This is a genomic window from Shimia sp. FJ5 (genome assembly GCF_032918335.1).
Classification (GTDB): domain Bacteria; phylum Pseudomonadota; class Alphaproteobacteria; order Rhodobacterales; family Rhodobacteraceae; genus Shimia; species Shimia aestuarii_A.
Genome location: NZ_JAWJUV010000004.1, coordinates 390,688 through 407,212, shown reverse-complemented (window position 1 = coordinate 407,212; position 16,525 = coordinate 390,688). Strand labels below are relative to the sequence as shown.

Annotated in this window: 15 protein-coding genes; 1 reads left to right on the top strand and 14 read right to left on the bottom strand. The window is 59.0% G+C overall.

What is annotated here, in order from left to right; translation table 11 throughout:
* Positions 1 to 128: 128 nt before the first annotated feature.
* From R1W01_RS14975 to R1W01_RS14940, 8 genes are all read right to left on the bottom strand, one after another.
* Positions 129 to 1,889: an AMP-binding protein gene (locus R1W01_RS14975; protein ID WP_297759392.1), complete on the bottom strand. Its 1,761-nt coding sequence runs from the start codon at positions 1,887 to 1,889 to the stop codon at positions 129 to 131.
* Positions 1,890 to 1,901: 12 nt separating this feature from the next.
* On the bottom strand, positions 1,902 to 4,181 hold the full coding sequence (locus R1W01_RS14970) for an amidase (protein ID WP_317275298.1): 2,280 nt from the start codon (positions 4,179 to 4,181) through the stop codon (positions 1,902 to 1,904).
* Between the two features lies 1 nt (position 4,182).
* Positions 4,183 to 4,899 (bottom strand): ABC transporter ATP-binding protein, encoded by a 717-nt coding sequence (locus tag R1W01_RS14965; protein WP_243613367.1) that lies wholly within the window; start codon positions 4,897 to 4,899, stop codon positions 4,183 to 4,185.
* The gene (locus R1W01_RS14960; protein ID WP_297759385.1) at positions 4,892 to 5,929 is read right to left on the bottom strand and encodes a branched-chain amino acid ABC transporter permease; all 1,038 of its coding nucleotides are present in this window, start codon (positions 5,927 to 5,929) and stop codon (positions 4,892 to 4,894) included. Before R1W01_RS14960 ends, R1W01_RS14965 begins: the two co-directional genes overlap by 8 nt.
* Positions 5,929 to 6,795: a branched-chain amino acid ABC transporter permease gene (locus R1W01_RS14955; protein ID WP_243613365.1), complete on the bottom strand. Its 867-nt coding sequence runs from the start codon at positions 6,793 to 6,795 to the stop codon at positions 5,929 to 5,931. Before R1W01_RS14955 ends, R1W01_RS14960 begins: the two co-directional genes overlap by 1 nt.
* Positions 6,796 to 6,879: 84 nt before the next feature.
* Complete coding sequence (locus R1W01_RS14950) at positions 6,880 to 8,100, bottom strand: transporter substrate-binding protein (RefSeq protein WP_317275297.1); 1,221 nt, start codon at positions 8,098 to 8,100, stop codon at positions 6,880 to 6,882.
* A 52-nt stretch (positions 8,101 to 8,152) separates the two neighbouring features.
* A complete protein-coding gene (locus R1W01_RS14945) occupies positions 8,153 to 9,751 on the bottom strand; it encodes a flotillin family protein (protein WP_317275296.1) in 1,599 nt (532 codons plus the stop codon).
* 135 nt (positions 9,752 to 9,886) lie between these two features.
* The gene (locus tag R1W01_RS14940) at positions 9,887 to 10,999 is read right to left on the bottom strand and encodes a substrate-binding domain-containing protein (RefSeq protein ID WP_297759375.1); all 1,113 of its coding nucleotides are present in this window, start codon (positions 10,997 to 10,999) and stop codon (positions 9,887 to 9,889) included.
* Positions 11,000 to 11,166: 167 nt separating this feature from the next.
* On the opposite strand from R1W01_RS14940, the gene R1W01_RS14935 reads away from it, so the two are divergent.
* Positions 11,167 to 11,523 (top strand): MarR family winged helix-turn-helix transcriptional regulator, encoded by a 357-nt coding sequence (locus R1W01_RS14935; RefSeq protein ID WP_297759372.1) that lies wholly within the window; start codon positions 11,167 to 11,169, stop codon positions 11,521 to 11,523.
* 148 nt (positions 11,524 to 11,671) lie between these two features.
* On the opposite strand, the gene R1W01_RS14930 is transcribed toward R1W01_RS14935, so the two are convergent.
* The 6 genes from R1W01_RS14930 to R1W01_RS14905 form a co-directional block, all read right to left on the bottom strand.
* The gene (locus tag R1W01_RS14930) at positions 11,672 to 12,181 is read right to left on the bottom strand and encodes a helix-turn-helix transcriptional regulator (protein ID WP_297759370.1); all 510 of its coding nucleotides are present in this window, start codon (positions 12,179 to 12,181) and stop codon (positions 11,672 to 11,674) included.
* Positions 12,182 to 12,336: 155 nt separating this feature from the next.
* A complete protein-coding gene (locus R1W01_RS14925; protein ID WP_297759367.1) occupies positions 12,337 to 12,732 on the bottom strand; it encodes a DUF2147 domain-containing protein in 396 nt (131 codons plus the stop codon).
* A gap of 43 nt (positions 12,733 to 12,775) precedes the next feature.
* Positions 12,776 to 13,636, bottom strand: a complete 861-nt coding sequence (locus R1W01_RS14920; protein ID WP_297759364.1) for a TauD/TfdA family dioxygenase — start codon at positions 13,634 to 13,636, stop codon at positions 12,776 to 12,778.
* Between the two features lie 3 nt (positions 13,637 to 13,639).
* On the bottom strand, positions 13,640 to 14,446 hold the full coding sequence (locus tag R1W01_RS14915) for an SDR family NAD(P)-dependent oxidoreductase (RefSeq protein WP_297759361.1): 807 nt from the start codon (positions 14,444 to 14,446) through the stop codon (positions 13,640 to 13,642).
* The gene (locus R1W01_RS14910; RefSeq protein WP_297759358.1) at positions 14,443 to 15,876 is read right to left on the bottom strand and encodes an AMP-binding protein; all 1,434 of its coding nucleotides are present in this window, start codon (positions 15,874 to 15,876) and stop codon (positions 14,443 to 14,445) included. The genes R1W01_RS14915 and R1W01_RS14910 overlap by 4 nt, the downstream gene beginning before the upstream one ends.
* Positions 15,876 to 16,454 (bottom strand): thermostable hemolysin, encoded by a 579-nt coding sequence (locus R1W01_RS14905; RefSeq protein WP_243613355.1) that lies wholly within the window; start codon positions 16,452 to 16,454, stop codon positions 15,876 to 15,878. Before R1W01_RS14905 ends, R1W01_RS14910 begins: the two co-directional genes overlap by 1 nt.
* Between the last annotated feature and the right edge of the window lie 71 nt (positions 16,455 to 16,525).

Below are 16,525 nucleotides of genomic sequence, written 5' to 3'. Positions count from 1 at the left end.
ATATGGAGGGCGCCCGGCGCAAATTTCTTTCTGCGCTGACGTAGATCAGAGCACTTTCACCTCACGAAAGCGGGCACCCTCCCTCTTGGGATGTTCGATCATTCGGCCTGCGCAGGTGTTCGCAGCACCTATTGCATCTCGGCCGAGAGAAGATCGGCCATCATGTCGCGCATTATGTATTTCTGAGGTTTGCCGGTGATCGTCATGGGGATCTCGTCAACGATGCGAAAGTGCCGCGGAACCTTGTAGTGCGCAACTTGCCCCTTCAACGCCTCGCGAAGTTCCTCTTCGCTCAAATCGGTGCCGGGCTTCGCAATCGCCCAAGCGCAGACTTCCTCGCCAAATTTCTCATCGGGAATCCCGAAGACCTGCACATCACTCACCTTCGGGTGCCGCATCAAGTATTCTTCGATCTCGCGCGGGTAGATGTTCTCTCCGCCCCGAATGATCATGTCTTTCACGCGGCCGACGATGGAGCAGAAGCCCTCTTCGTCGAACACGGCGAGGTCACCGGTATGCATCCAACCGTCCACGATGCTCTCGCCGGTTTTGTCCGCATCTTCCCAGTAGCCCTTCATGACCGAATAGCCACGGGTGCAAAGTTCGCCCTGGGTGCCGACTGGGACAATCCGGCCCTCCGGATCGACGATCTTGACCTCGAGGTGGGGATGCACGCGCCCAACAGTCTCGCAGCGCTTCTCTGTCGGATCATCCACGAAGCTCTGAAACGAAACGGGCGCGGTTTCCGTCATGCCATAGCAGATCGTCACCTCATCCATGTTCATTTCAGAATTCACGCGCTGCATCACTTCGACAGGGCATGGCGCGCCCGCCATGATGCCTGTGCGCAGATTGGAAAGATCGCGTGGAGTATGATCGAGGTCTTCTAGCATCGCCACGAACATGGTCGGCACCCCATAGACCGCCGTACAACGCTCCTTGGACAGCGCATCAAGCGTCTGCGCCGCATCAAACCCTTCGCTCGGGAAGACCATGGTGGCTCCTTTGCTGACCGCGCCAAGGACGCCCATCACCATCCCAAAGCAATGATAGAGCGGCACTGGAATCGCGAGCCGATCCGCCTCGGAGAGGCGAATACGGTCTGTCACGTAGCGAGCGTTGTTGACGATGTTGTAGTGCGACAGCGTCGCACCCTTCGGCATCCCAGTCGTGCCAGACGTGAATTGAATGTTTATCGCATCATCGGGGTCGAGCGTCTTGTCGATTTCGGGGATGCGGAGCTGCTGAGCCGGGCCGCCTAGTTTCCTCAAATCCTCGAAAGAGTAGGCTCCGGCACCTGGGGCGTCATCCATGATGATGACATTTCTCAAATGCGGCAGTGTCGCGGAACGCAGACGCCCTGGTGTGCAGGTCGCCAATTCAGGGACGAGCTTGCGGATCATACCGGCATAGTCGGACGTCTTGAAGGACTTGGCCGCAATAAGGGCTTTGCAGGCCACCTTATTCAAAGCGTATTCCAACTCCCCCAGGCGATAGGCCGGGTTGATGTTCACAAGGACAAGGCCGACACGGGCAGTCGCGAACTGCGTCAACACCCACTCAAAGCGGTTGGGAGACCAGATCCCGACCCGGTCGCCCTTTTCAAGACCGAGCGCGAGCAGCCCGGAGGCCAACTCATCCACGGCGCGGTCGAGATCGTAATAGCTTAGCCGGATCCCCTGTTCGCAGAACACGATGGCATCGCGGGGGCCGAACCTAGAAACCGCATCCCGCAAGAGCTGCGGGATGGTTATATAGGCCAATGGCGGGGTCGCCGGACCACTGACATAGGACTGCCCGTCTTGGGGAGCGATGCTGTGCACCGCCGCCCCGCTCTCTGATGACCAATCAGAGATGCGCGTCGCCAGACTTTCGTTTAAGATGGACATGTCGATCCTCCCTTACATGCTGCGCCAATCGCCCGATTTTTCGAAGGCATCCGCTGCTTGGTAGATCTTCATTTCGCCATAGTGTGGACCGACCAACATCATGCCGATAGGCAACCCCTCGCTCAGGCCGCAGGGGATGCTCATAGCAGGTAGGCCACCGTTGAACGGTGCGGTGTTGGCGACCATTTCAAAAGCGCGCTGCACATATAGGCTTAGCGAGCAATCGGCGGGCGGATGCGGCTGCGGCTTGATCGGCAAAGTCGGCATCAGCAGAAGGTCGTATTGCTTGAGCGCAGCCATATAGCGTTCGTTGCAAAGCCGCATAATGTTCTGCCCCTTGCCGTAGAAGCGCCCCCGATACTGGCGCTGGAAATATTCCCCGACGAACATACAGGCTTTCAGAGAGTGGCTAAGCTCATCCGCGCGGCCCTGCCATTGCGACATGTGATCGGTCATGGAGGGCAGGAACAGACCTTTGTAGTTGGTGCCCGTCGAATTGCCCCACATCATCCCGTCCTGAAGCCCCTCAAGTGTGATCGCTGTCCAGGCATCCATGGCGGTATAGTGTTCTGGAATCGACACCTCCTCAATGCGCGCGCCCAGCTCGCGAAAGCGGTCAGCTGCCTGCATGACCTTGGCATCCACGTCGGACTCCGAGTTGTCGTGGGCGAACCCTTCCTTGAGGATACCAATACGCAACCCATGCGCTCCACGTCCCAGCGCCTCGGTATAGCTATAGAGCGTGGGTTTGTACTGGCGCGGGTCAAGACCGTCCTCACCGGCAAGCACTTCGAGCAGGAGCGCATTATCGGCAACCGTGTTGGTGACCGGGCCGAGGTGGTCAATGGTTTGCTCAATCGGCATCGCACCAGTGTAAGGGACGAGGCCATGGGTGGGTTTCATGCCGTAGACGCCGCAATTCGAAGCCGGAATGCGGATCGAGCCACCCTGATCACCGGCAATGGCCATGTCGACCTCGCCCGACGCGACGAGCGCGGCAGATCCACCAGAAGAACCGCCCGCCATGTAACCACGCTTCCACGGATTATGGATCGGGCCTTTGGCGTTGGTGTGAGACCCACCCGAGAGGCAGAAATTCTCGCAATGTGCCTTGCCTGCGATGACTGCCCCGGCGTCGAGCATCCGGGTGACGATGGTGGCGTCGATTTCGGGCGTATAGCCTTCCATGATGGAGGAACCGTTCATCATCGGCACCCCCGCGAGGCAGATCGTATCCTTTAGCGCAATGCGTTTGCCGAGCAGTTTGCCATCCGGAGCGCCCCGTACTTCGGTCTTTACATACCAGGCATTGAGGGGGTTCTCCGATGGGTTCGGAAAATGACCGGGGCTGCGAGGGTAACGGACCTCGGGCAGGTAATCCGGCATCGCGTCGAGCCGGTCATAGGCCTGCATGTAGGGTTCGATGATCTCGCGGTATTCCTCGAGGTCTGCATCCGAGAGGTTCATTCCGAACCGGCTGGACATGTCGCGCATCTGCGAGAGGGTCGGTCGTCTAATGGTCATGTTGGTCACCACAGTTGCGGCAGCCGGCTCGGTCGCTTGTGCCGCCTGATATTGAGAATGTGTTGTCGGAGTAGGCTTGATTTTCTGAGAGCCCCCCGCCTGGCCACGGGTGGATCGCGCGGCGCCGAAGCCGAGGAACTGATCGACCTTGGCTTGATCCGAGAGATCGGCCTTGCTCAACGCGCCGGTGATACGGCCACGCTCGAGAACGAGCACGCGGTCAGAAAGGTCAGCGATAAAATCGAAGTTCTGTTCAACGAGAAGGATGGAAAGGCCACGGCTCTTGCGCAGCGCAAGGAGGGTTTCGCCCATCTCCTCGATGATCGAGGGCTGAATGCCTTCGGTCGGCTCGTCCAACAAGAGGAAATCCGGATCGCCCATCAGGCAGCGGGCGAGCGCGAGCAGTTGTTGCTCGCCCCCTGAGAGGGCACCTCCATACTCGTGCCAAGCAAAGCGCAGATTGTCGCGCACCGAAAGCTGAGGGAAGATACCCCGCCCCTGCGGTACATAGCCAAGACCAAGACCCGCCCTTTCAAAAGGCGACATCCCGGTGATGTCAGTGGAGTGGAACCGGATCGCCCCGGACCCTGCGGGCAGAAAACCCATGAGCGTCTTCAACAGGGTGGTCTTGCCCATGCCGTTGTGGCCAAGGATGCCCACCACCTCGTTTTCGCCGACGGCGAAGTCGATCCCGTGCAGGATCGGCACTTTGCCATAGCCGCCGGAGAGGCTTTTGACCTTTAGAATCTCTGTCGCGTCTTCCGTCATCTCAGGCCTTCTTTCCAAGATAGACATTGCGAACCGTGGGGTCCGACATGACGCGGTCTACGTGATCTTCCATCAACACTTCTCCCTGGTGGAAAACCGTCACCATCTCGGCAATCGAGCGAATGAACTGCATGTCATGCTCGACAATGATGATCGCCGCGGTCTTGTTGAGTTCGTGGATGATGGCCGTCATACGTTCCACGTCCTCGGCGCTCATCCCCGCAGCAGGTTCGTCGAGCAACACCAGCCACGGATCGCCGACCGCCACGAGGCCAAGCTCGACCCGCTGCCGTTCGCCGTGGGCGAGACGCCCAAGATCGTCCCGCGCGATTGATCCAAGCGCGAGGCGATCAATGATTTCCTGCGTCTTCCGGTTAGCGTCTTGCACATCATGAAACCTGCGCGCGGCGAGCCAGATGTTTTCGAACACGCTCAGGCTATCCATCACGTTCGGCGTCTGTGTCTTGATGCCGACGCCGAGCGAGGCGATCTGATGCGGCATCCATTGGGTCGTTTCGATGCCGCGCATGTAGACTTCGCCCTCGGTTGGGGTCTGTAATCCGGTGACGCATTTGAAGAAGGTGGATTTCCCGGCTCCGTTCGGGCCGATCAGACAGCGCAACTCCCGCGCGCGGAGTTTAAAATCAACATTGTTGGATGCGACCACGCCACCAAAGCGCATCGTGAGGCCATGGGTTTCGAGAACAGTTTCAGCCATTCTGAAGCTCCCTGTTTCTCATGCGGCGTTGCTGGTGGATGCGGCCCAGGGGGCGGCGGCCAAAGCTTACTTTCCAAAGACCCACCAGCGCCGGGACGACACCCTTGGGCAGGAAAAGAACGAAAAGGACGAGGATCAGACCGGTGATCAGCGTGTTGTCGATCATGGATTGTTGCCCCAAGAGGAATTTCAGGTAGGCCAGCCCGGCGGCACCAAGGATCGGGCCAAAGCGCGTGCCAAGCCCGCCGACGATGCACCAGATGATGATCTCGGCGGATTGGCCGAGGGAAAACAGGCTCGGGGTGACGATCTCGGCCCAGTTGGCGAAAAGCGCGCCCGCCAGTCCCGCGATGGCTGCGCCGGTGGCGAAGAGAACGGTTTTGCGAATGCGCACGTCATATCCCATGAGGGACATGCGGGTTTCGTTCTCGCGGATGCCAACGGCGATGCGGCCGAAGCTCGATCGCAGCAGGGCGGATACGAGGAAGAACACCAGACCGAGCAGGATTGCACAGACATAGAAATAGCTATCGCCCCAGATGTAGTCCTCCGGGCGACCGGGAATGTTCAGGGTCTGGAAGCCGGGGATGCCGTTGAACCCACCAAGACGCGCGTTGCCGATCACGTATTGCGGTCCCGCGGTCGAGTTGATGAACTTGAAAAGGATCAGCGTGACCACCAGCGTAATGACGCCAAGGTAAACGTCGTTCAGCCGTCCATAGAACATCATCGCTCCGAGAAGCGCCGCAAAGAGCCCGGGCACGAGTACGGCGAGGATCATCGGAAGCGTGCTTTCCCCTATATTGATCGCGGCGATGGCATAGGTATAGGCACCCAGACCGAAGAAGGCAGCCTGACCAAAGCAGAGGATTCCGCCGAAGCCCCAAATCAACCCGAGGCTCAGCCCGAGCATTCCGTAGACGATCAGGACGGTCAGCGTATAGGTGCCGATGAGGAACGGCATGACCCAGATCAGGACCGCGGTGACGAGGATGGTCGTAATGGCGTCTCTTGAAAGGCTCCCTTGCATCACAGCTTCCCCTTGAAGAATTTGCCGGTAATGCCCTGCGGCAGAAGACGCAGAAGGACGACGGCGGCCACGAGAAGGGCGACTTCGCCGATGACCGGAGAGACGGCGAAGGTGAAGACTTGGTTCACGACACCGAAGATGCCCGCGCTCGAGAAGAGTCCCGCGATGAGGGAGGGGCCACCCGCGATCACCGTGATGAAGGCCTTGGCGATATAGGCCCCGCCCGATGTCGGGACGAGGCCGACCAGAGGGGCTAGGACCGCGCCCGCCAGCCCGGAGAGGGCAGAGCCGCAGAAGAAGGTCGCCATGTAGATGCGGTCAGGGCTATAGCCCAGCGCCGCCGCCATATCAGAGCGTTGCATCGTGCCGCGCGCGATGAGACCAGCGCGTGTCGCCTTGAGGATCGTCAGCATCCCGATCAGCAGCAGGATGGCGACCACGATGATGAAGAAGTTGTAGCCGTTGATCTGGTAGTTGCCGATGGCAAAACCGGGGATCGGCGTCGAGATGCCGGTCGTCGTATTGCCGAAAATCATGGTGGCAAGGCCGATGAAGAAGAGGCTCAGCCCCCAGGTTGCCAGCATCGTATCGACGAGCCGCCCGTAGAGATGGCGGATCACCAACCGTTCCACCACGAGACCGATCAACCCAACGACGATCGGCGCGATCACAAGCATTGCAATAAAGATGTTCACACCAAGGTTCACGGCGGTGATGGTCGCGTATCCGCCCATCATCATGAATTCGCCATGGGCGAGGTTGATCACTTTCATCATGCCAAAGACAACCGCGAGACCGGCGCTGATGAGGACCAGCGAGGCCACCGCGTAGAGCATTTCGACAAGTATGACGACGGTTAAATCCATGGGAATGAGAGTCCGTTGGAATAGGGGAAGAGCAGCCAAGGTCAGCGGGGCGACGTGGCCGCCCCGCCAAAAATCTGTGGGAGGTCAGATTTCGATTTCGTATTGCGTATTGTCGTTCGGATTGGCCTCGAGATCGCAGACGGCCTGGGTGTCGATCGGCTGGCGCTGCGGAAGCGTTTCGACGACTTTCATGCCTTGGTTCTCGAACTCCATGAGATGCACGTCGAGAACGGCGTGGTGTGTCTTGGGATCGACCGTGACCTTGCCTGCCGGGCCATTGATCGAAAGGCCCGACTCAAGCGTTTCGATCACGGCGCCGCGTTCGTGCGAGCCCGCTTGCCGGACCGCTTCGGCCCAGGTCAGGATGCCCTGATAGTGCGATACAGAGATCTCGTGGATCAGGTTACTATCGCCATAGGCGGCGGCCCATTTCTCTTTGAAGGCGGCGTTCTCGGGGGTGTCGAGTTCCTGGCTGTAGTTGTAGGCGACCATGATGCCGTTGCCCTCTTCCGGGGTCAGGACCTTGTGCTCGTTGCCGACGCCGAGCGTCGTCGAAGCGAGAGGAATACGGTCCTTCATGCCAGCGGCGGCCCATTGGCGGAAGAACGACAGGTGCGCGCCACCAACAAGGGGGGCAATGACGAGGTCGGGGCCGACCGACTGGATCTTCGCGATGGTCGAGCCAAAGTCGCTCACATCCAGCGGGAAGAAATCGACGCCGACGGTCTCGCCGCCATTGTCGGCCACGAATTTCTGAATCCAACGCGCCGTGATTTGACCATAGTTATAGTCGGCCGCGAGGATGTAGACCTTCTTGCCGGATTTACCCATGGCGTAGGGCACGAGGGCCTCGACCTGTTGGGCCGGGGTGACACCGTTGATAAAGATGTTCCGGTCACAGACACCGCCCTCGTAGAGCACGTTGTAGAAATAGAGCGTCTTGGTCTTGCGCATCGTCTGGCGAATGGCCTCGCGCGAAGCGGAAAGAATACCGCCATGCACGACATCGACCTTGTCCTGGCGGGTCAATTGCTGGCCGTATTGCGAGTAGAGCGCCATGTCCGATTGCGTATCGTAGGCAGAGACCTCGACCTGCTTGCCGAGAAGGCCACCAGAGGCATTGATCTCATCGACGGCGAGGCGCATCGCCATGTCCATCGGTTTGCCATAGGCATCGAAAATACCAGAGGTGTCGAGGATCGACCCCATCTTGATCGTGTCAGCGGCAAGGGCCACTCGGGGCAGCATCGTTGCGCCTGCGAAGGCCGCGGTGCTTGCCAAGAAGTTTCGGCGGTTCAGTGACATTTCATTTTCCTTCCTGTTGTAGGTCCGGTTGGGGGTCTGGACGGTTCGCCCGTCACTTCTCGGTCTTTGGTTTGTCTTTGATACGGTTGGCGTAGTCCGCGGTCCGCCCGGCGAGGTTGGCATCGAAATCAAGCCCGATCTCCTCGCCCATCTGTTTCATCGCAGGCAAGCGCACGGCCATGCCAAGGATCTGGTCCATGGCGGCGCCGAATGCGCCATCAACGCCTTCGCCCGATCCATTAGACACACCGCCCGCGCCGGAAATCTGGTTGATCTTGATCGAGTCGATCTTCTCAACCGGCTTCATCATCTGGGTCATGATCTCGGGGAGGCGATCGAGCTTGCGCTCTTCGAGGCGCATCCGGATCACGGCGTCACCAAGCGTATTCTCGGCCTGGTTCAACGCCACACGTCCGGCGGCCTCCGCTTCCATTCGGGCACGCTCAGCCTCGCTGGCCTTGGTCTTCACTGCGGCGTCGGCCTTGGCCTTCTCAAGAAGCGTCTCAACATCGCGTTTGACCTTGGCACCTTCGAGCGAAAGTTCTTTTTCCTGCTTCAGGTGGGCGATCTCGCGTTCGCGCTCTGCAATGGCGCGCTCCTTCTGGGCCTGCACACGCTCGGCGGCAAGGATGACTTTTGCCCGCGCCTCTTCTTCTTCGGCGCGTGCTTCGGCTTCTTGGGCGCGTTTCTTGGCGATACGGATGTCGTTGTTGATCTTCTCTTCCTCGAGCATCCGAATAGCGGCCATCTCGGCCTTGCGCAGCGCTTCGTCGCTTTCGACCTGCGTTGCCTTCATGCGCTTCTCATTCTCAATCCGGGTTGTCTCGCTGGCGAGCTTGGCTTCATCGCGCGCCCGGTTTTCTCGGGACTTGGCGTCGGCCTCAAGCTTGGCAAGATGCTCTTGAAGGGCGATCTCGGCTTCACGCTCAGCGCGTTGCAGTTCGAGTTGCCGCTGATGCTGGGCAAGGTGGCTTTCGCGCACGGCGACTTCGGCCTCCGTCTCGATGCGAATGCGTTCCTTGCGCTGATCCGCCACCAACTCCGCCAGTTGCCGCATCCCTTGTGCGTTGAAGGCGTTATTCTCGTTCCACTGGCTCAGGTCGCTCTGATCCACGGCGAGGAGGGAGGCCGACACAAGCGTGAGGCCGAACTTGGCCGCCTGAGCCTCAATCGCCTTGGCGACGTCATCGGAGAAACCAGAGCGGTCGAGGTGAATCTCTTCGAGGGTGCGCACCGCGGCGGCCCGTTGGATCGCATCGACAAGGGAGCCGGCAAAGACATCCTTGACCGTGTCGCCGCCACGGGCAATCCGCGATCCCAACGCCTGCGCCGCGGTTGAGATGCCCTCCTTGGTCGGGGCAACGCGAAGCTCGAATTCAAACTGAACATCGGCCCGCATCTTGTCGCGGGTCAGGACGGCATCTCGTCCCTCGCGGTTGATATCGAAGGTGAGCGCGCCCATCGAAACTTTCTGCACCTGGTGCAAGATAGGCAGCGACAGGCACCCGCCATCCGTAATGACACGCGACCCGCCAAAACCCGTTCTCACCAGTGCGGTATCGAGAGTGGCTTTTGCATAGTAGCGTTGAAGAAACCAAATCGCGACCAACGCGACGATTACCAGCAGAACCAGCAGGACAACCCAAAGCAAGGCATATCTCCCCATGTGACCGATCGTCGGCCAGAGCGGTCCGCGATCCATTCGTTCTGGAAAGCGTGGGAGAATTTGATTTCCATTTCAAGTAAATAATTTGAATTGGAAATCTTTAACGTTTAAGTGTATGTTTTATAACTCTTTTATAACTTCAAACTGAAGCTCATCCGCCCGCGCAAGATAGATCGGAGCCCGTTCGCTCTTGTTCGATGACGCGCGCTTGCGACCGCTTCTGTGAATCACTGGCAAGGAAGGTGAGACGCTATGTTCGCGCCAAACGGTAGCATGGCCCTGCATCAATCCTGCGAGGAAATGCATCCCTTCGTATGTTGACTGTCCGAGGGCGTTCAGCACAGGGGCCTGATCTCCGTGGACGCGGTAGTATTTTTCCTTGAAGGCGAGGTTCGCATCCGTCGGTAGAGCCCCGAAGTAGGACGATGCCGCGAACAATCTCTTACTGTTCTGTGCACCGCAACCAAGCAATCCGTTCTCTTCGATCGCGCAGGACAATCGCACCATCCGATCGTGCAACTTGGCCTTTCCGAAAGCCCGATTAAAGGCGACAGCATCTTGTCCGACGAGGGAGATCAGCACGGCTTCCGCGCCGGATCGGGAGATCTCCTCGACGAACATACTCATACTCTTGAGGCCAAACGGGAGGTACTTTTCATATGCGAGACCGACCGACATTTCCTGAATCTTGGCCTTGGCATAACTATGCGATGTTCTGGGCCACACGTAGTCATTTCCGATCAAGGCCCAACTGCGGGGGCGATACTCGTTCTGAATATGCTGCATCGATGGGCCGAGTTGCTCTTGCGGTGTTTCACCAATAGCAAACAAACCGTCCGTACGCTCTCCGCCTTCGTATAGTGGCGTATAGATGTAGGGGATGCGCTGGCGAACAATCTTGCTGAGACGTTGACGGATCGCGCTGATGTGCATTCCGACGATCGCATCTATGGAATTCGTTTCAATCAGGTCGTTGACGGTCTCTTCGATTGAGATACTCGCCTCCATGGCCGCATCAATCATAATGAGCTGGACCTTGCGGCCATCAATCCCGTTCGCCCTGTTCAACTCCTCGACGGCGACCTGCGCGCTCGAGATACAGGACGGGGCCCAAAGGCCGGCCGCACCACAAAGGGGGATGAGGAGCGCGATGCGATAGGTGCCCTTGCCGCGCAACACTGGATCATCGCGCAGCTCCTCAAGCTCGGTTGGAACAACTGGTAGCGTGTTCAAACTGGTTCAACCCTTCCCTAGCGGATCAGGAACCGCTACATACCAATTGATCTTAGTTTCCAAGTCAAATAAATTCCGAGTATCGTGGAGAAGTGACCACCATGGAATCGAGCGCAAACCCAATCCAGGATTATCTGTCGTATGCTCTGGCTGCGGCACATCGAAAGATGTCAGCTTCCTTGAATGCCCGCCTAAAGGAACACGGCATCCAGATCGAAGCTTGGCGGATTCTCGAAACGCTCGAGACGGACCAACGGCTTACGATGGGGCAGCTCGCAGAGATCGTGCTGATGAATCCCCCTACCCTGACAAAGCTGGTCGACCGCATGGTCTCGGATGGTCTGGTACACCGTCAGGTCGCGCAGGCGGATCATAGACAAATCAATGTGCTCGCCACGGCGCTTGGCAAAAAGCGGATGCTGCAGGTGCGCCAAGAGGTTCAGGACCAAGACGCAGCATTTGAATCTCTGCTCGGCAAAGCTGACGCAGACAAACTCATCGAGCTTCTGCGCGGCATCGCGTAACGAGAACCGGGTGAGCCGCCCGCGCGCTTTTCGTTTCTGAGCACAAAGCACAGTTCGGTCACGGCTAGCCAACTCACCCACGCGTGCGGCGTGACGCGACCCTGCGCAATGCGAGATGAGCCGCTTTCAGAACCTCGACAAACGGGATCTAGCTGCTGTGGAGCGCCTGACCCACGTCGAGGAATTCATCCATGAAAACACTCATCAGCTCCATCCGTGAGGTCACACCCGTCTTGCGAAAGATGCTAGACGTCTGCGCCTTGACTGTGCCTTCTGCAGTGGATCGCGCGACAGCGATCTCCGAAATGCTAAGCCCTTTTAGCATAAACATCGCAATATCGCGCTCCGCCGGGCTCAAGGCCCAACCCTCAAACTTCTCGCGCACATAAGCATCCATCTCGCCGCGTAGAAACTTGAGGGACTCGGCCTTTTCCTTGTTCTGCGCACTCAACCAGAGCATCCGCTGCACAAGGATCTTGATCGCCACCAAAAGCGCCACCGCCGAGAAGATCTCGAAGGCAAGATGGATCAGGTCGAGCGCATTGGTTCCAGTGTTTGCGATCACCCGATCGTAGATATCGCTTGCCACATCAAACAGGAAAAAGATGACGCTACTGACAAGGAAGAGCGTAACGAGTTTGAGTGTCCTGTCCTTCATGGACCTATCCCTTCGCGCGAAATGCCTTGGGTCATTTGGCATCGGAAATACGACGCCCCAAGAGATGTGCGCCATTCCTTCCCCTGGGGCAAGCAGAACAGGCCGCCCCTGGGCGACCTGAGTGATTTCTTGCCAGTCGGCAAAATCAGACCGTGCTACTGCACGCGCGCCCAATGCCCACCATTGCGACAGATCAGGCCGCCAAGGACACAACCGTTGACGGAAATCCGGTCGCCCGCAAGCTCAACCTTCGACATGTATTCCTTGTCCCGGTCCGGGGCATAGATGCGTCCCTCATATTGACCGCCCTTCGTCTCAGACAGATCCCACACGATCTTGCGGCCAATCGTATCCGGCTGAATGGCTTCACCTTGCGCATTCTCCGCACGTTCAAGCGTGCCGCAGAAGGTCAATCCGCACTGCGCCACGCGGATATAGCCGATATCGCCGTGATCGTCGGGGGCCGTGCGCCAAAGCCCTTCAATCGGGTCGGCGACAGCCGCTCCAGCCGCGAATACCGCCATCAAGAAAAGCGAAGTGATACGTGTCATCTGTCTTGTCTCCAGTCTGCTATTGGAAAGTCTCTGCACGGGATCAGAGGTTGCCCATGCCAATGAAAAGTTGGCGATTGTTGTCGACGATGGCACGGCGGCCATGCATCACGCGGGTATTGTCGAGCACGGCGATATCCCCGTCCTGCCAGTTGATCTCTTGCGTGTAGGTTTCGGCAAGCGAACGAAGCTCTTCGATCTCATCCCGCTCAATGATCTCGTCCGGGCCAAAGCTATACCGCGGCGGCGCATAGTTGTGCGATGGACCAAGCACCGCATTGGCAAAGCCCTGCCCTCCGGAAAGCGAAGAGGCCCGCACAGGCGAAACCGTCAGTCGGTAGTTGATACCGCCGTCTTCGAGCAGGTCGAAATCCTGGTTCGGGATTGCTGCGCGGAACTCCTCGATATGGCGCGGCGTGACCTCCTCTGGGCGCGTGATCGCCGGGTGCTCATTCGCGAGATAGCGTTTCCAAAGGTCTTCGGGCAGGTAGCGTTCAACCGTCATCGGCTGTTGCCAGCGCGTCTTCTGCGCCTCATCCATCGCCTCATAGACTGCGCGCCCGTCGCACACCGTCGTCTGCGACCCCTCAAAGGCGGCAACGGGGCTATAGAAGGCGACGATGTCGGGGCAGACTGGCGTGTTGCCATTCTCAGTATGAAGCCCGATCGGACCTGTGCCAGCATCGACCTTCTGGGTCTGTGCGTCGCCATATTCCCGCGCCGGATCAAAGGTGATCTTCTTACAAAGCGCCGTAGTCAAGGCGCTGAACGCTGCCATATCTGGATGAAACCCGCGCAATAGGGTCCATCCATCGCGCTCAAGGTCGCCGCGAATCTTCGACAGGACGCCGGCCTCGGTTGGCGATTGTGCGTCATGCTCTGGGCGAATGATATTGTAACTCATAGCTCAGGTTTCTTTCTGTGTGTTGAAGGTATTAAGAGCGGCCTGCGCACGTGGTGTGCCCGCCTTGTGGGTCAATGCGCGATCAATGAGAGAAGGGAATAGCGCCTGCACATAGGCAAAGAGGCGTTCGCCAAAGCCGGGATAGACCATGTTCTTGCCCGCCATGACCCCATCCCACGCACGCTTTGCGACATGCTCGGGATTGTCCATCTTCATGCCAAAGGGTTCGACAAGATGGGCAAACTGGCTCTGGCCCGGGGTGCGGGTCGCACGCGGCGCCACATAGGTGACCGCGATCTTATACTCCGCAAGCTCTCGGCGAAGCGCATCCGATAGCCCCCGCAAGGCGAACTTGGTCGCGGAATAGGCCCCGAAATAGGGAAAGCCGATCATCCCGAACATCGATCCAATATTGACGATCCGCCCACGCGCCGACGTCAGGGCGGGCACAAGATCGCGAGTAAGCTGAAGTGTTGCAGTCAGGTTCGTGCCCACCACACGCGACAGATCTTCGTCGCTCATGTCGGTCAACCGCCCGACACAAAGACTCCCGGCGTTGTTCACAAGCAGGTCAAGCCGCGCTCCTACAGCTTCGACAAGCCTCTCACGGTCCTGCGCCCGCGTGATATCGGCGGGAATGAGCATTGTGCGGCCTTGCGCCCTGAGCAGGGCCGCCGTTTCCTCAAGCGGGGCACGGCGGCGACCGACAAGTATAAGATCAAACCCGGTTCGCGCAGCCTCATGCGCAAGCGCACGCCCGATTCCTGATCCGGCCCCGGTAATCAGGGCAACAGGTCTTGTTGTTGTCATGCGACACACTCCTTGATGTCATAGGAAAGGGGGGCTGCGGGCCAGTTCCTGGAAATCTCGGCAAGCTGGCTTCGGTCTATGCCCCCACCGGGCTTGAGAAGCCCCGGAAGCGAAGCTGGTACGAAGATGACCCGCGCTGGCCGGGCATAGACCGGCAGGTCTGCGAGGCGCTTTGCAACCTCGCCCCGGTCGACCTTCGCCGCCAAAGCGGCAATGATCTCGAGCTGTCCATCCGATGCGAGGCATAGGCCAGACGCGGGAATACGTGGGTCTGCACCGAGACAGGCCTCAACCCATTCAGGGCTGATATTGCGCCCTTCCGGTGTCACAATGAGCCAATCCTTGCGCCCTGCGACGATTAAACGTCCGTCCTCGATCCGGCCAAGGTCGCCAGTATGCCAGTCTCCCGTGACCGATGGCTGGCCAAGATAGCCTTCCATGACTGTCGGCCCGGAAACGACAATCTCGCCATTCTCGATCCGCACGTCGATGCCTTCGAGGCACTGTCCGACGGTACCGGGGCGCATATCCCCGGGCCGGTTCATGGCCACCACCGAACAACACTCCGAAAGCCCGTAGCCCTCATAGACGGGAAGCCCCACAGACATCGCTTCGGTCAAAAGCGCAGGCGCAGATCCTGCACCGCCCACCGCGACAAACCGCAGGCTCTCAGGCGCCTTCTTCCCAGTTTCCCGAAGTGCCGCGACAAGCCGGGAAAGGAACGCCGGGACAAGGATCGTGGTCGTCGGATGCGACGTCTCAAAGGCGTCAAGCACCGGCTCCATCGGCCCGCCAAACAGGGCCGGAAGCGCCTGAGCGCAGAACCGCACCTGCGCCCCGGCACACAATGGCAGATAGAGACCGGCAATTTGTTCGAGAAGCTGCGCCATAGGCAGTAGCGAAAGATGAACATCTGCCGGGTCCGGCTCGATTGCCCGCTCCAACCCGTTTAGGGCCGCTGCCGTTTGTTTTTCTGCAATGACAACACCCTTGGGCTGCCCCGAGGAACCAGAGGTGAAGATGATCCGCCGCCCCCCCGCTTTTGCGGGCGCCAACCTCACTTTCAAAGGTGGAGCCGCGTCCGGCGCCGCCAGCGTGAGGTTTTCGACGCCCGGAAACGAGGCGCCGACGACACCCTTGATCCCCGCGGCTGTCACGACATGCGCGATCTGCGCCTCGGAAAAGAACGGTGGCAGATGCACCACGGTATGCCCATGATAGCTTAGCGCAAGATCGGCCAACGCCGCATCTAATGGATCCGAACACGCGATCCCAAGCACCTTAGAATCCCCCGCAAGCGCCTCACCGGTCGCGTCCAGGAAAGTCGCCAACATGGCATAGGAAATCCGCCGTTGTCCGTCATCAAGCGCGATACGGCCCGGCGAGACACGCGCGTGTTGTGATACCGCGTCGAAGACATATTGCGTCATCACGCCATCTCCGCCCGCGACAGATCTGCACCCACACTTTGCTCTGGATCTCGAAACGCACAAACCCAAGGGTCATGTGTGTAGTAAGATCCCCATTGCACCGGGTCTGACACCCGTGCGGCATCCGCCTGCGCCAGCAGAATGGGCGAAATCCGCGCCCGTCGGATCAGACGACGCACGTCGTCCGTCGCTGTGAATAGCCCCCAACAAATGCCCCGTGCGCGGCCCCAATCGAACACGGCGCGAAGTGTAGGGTAGGCAGCAAAAGGCGTGGCGCAGGCAAGAGCGCCAACCTCAAGGATTTCGCTAGGGTCCACAGCGCGACCACTGATCCGCCCGATCAACTCTCCGACAGGGGTATCGAGATACTGCTGCGAGAAAAATCCCTCGTCGCTACGCCGGATTCCGGCGGCGCAGGAGATCTCACCATTTGGCGCAAGCGTAACGACCAACCGCGCCGGGCGCGCTTCTCCCTCTGCGCCAAACGTCGCGCGATAGCTACGTTGGATATGCCCTAGGGCATCTTGGTAGAGCGCCTCCCCCTCTGCGTCGCCGTTCTCAACAACGAGTGTTCTCATTTTCCGATCTCCACAACATCGCGGCTGGTCGTGCCTGACATGTGTGAGATTTCGGACCTTTTCGCGGCGCA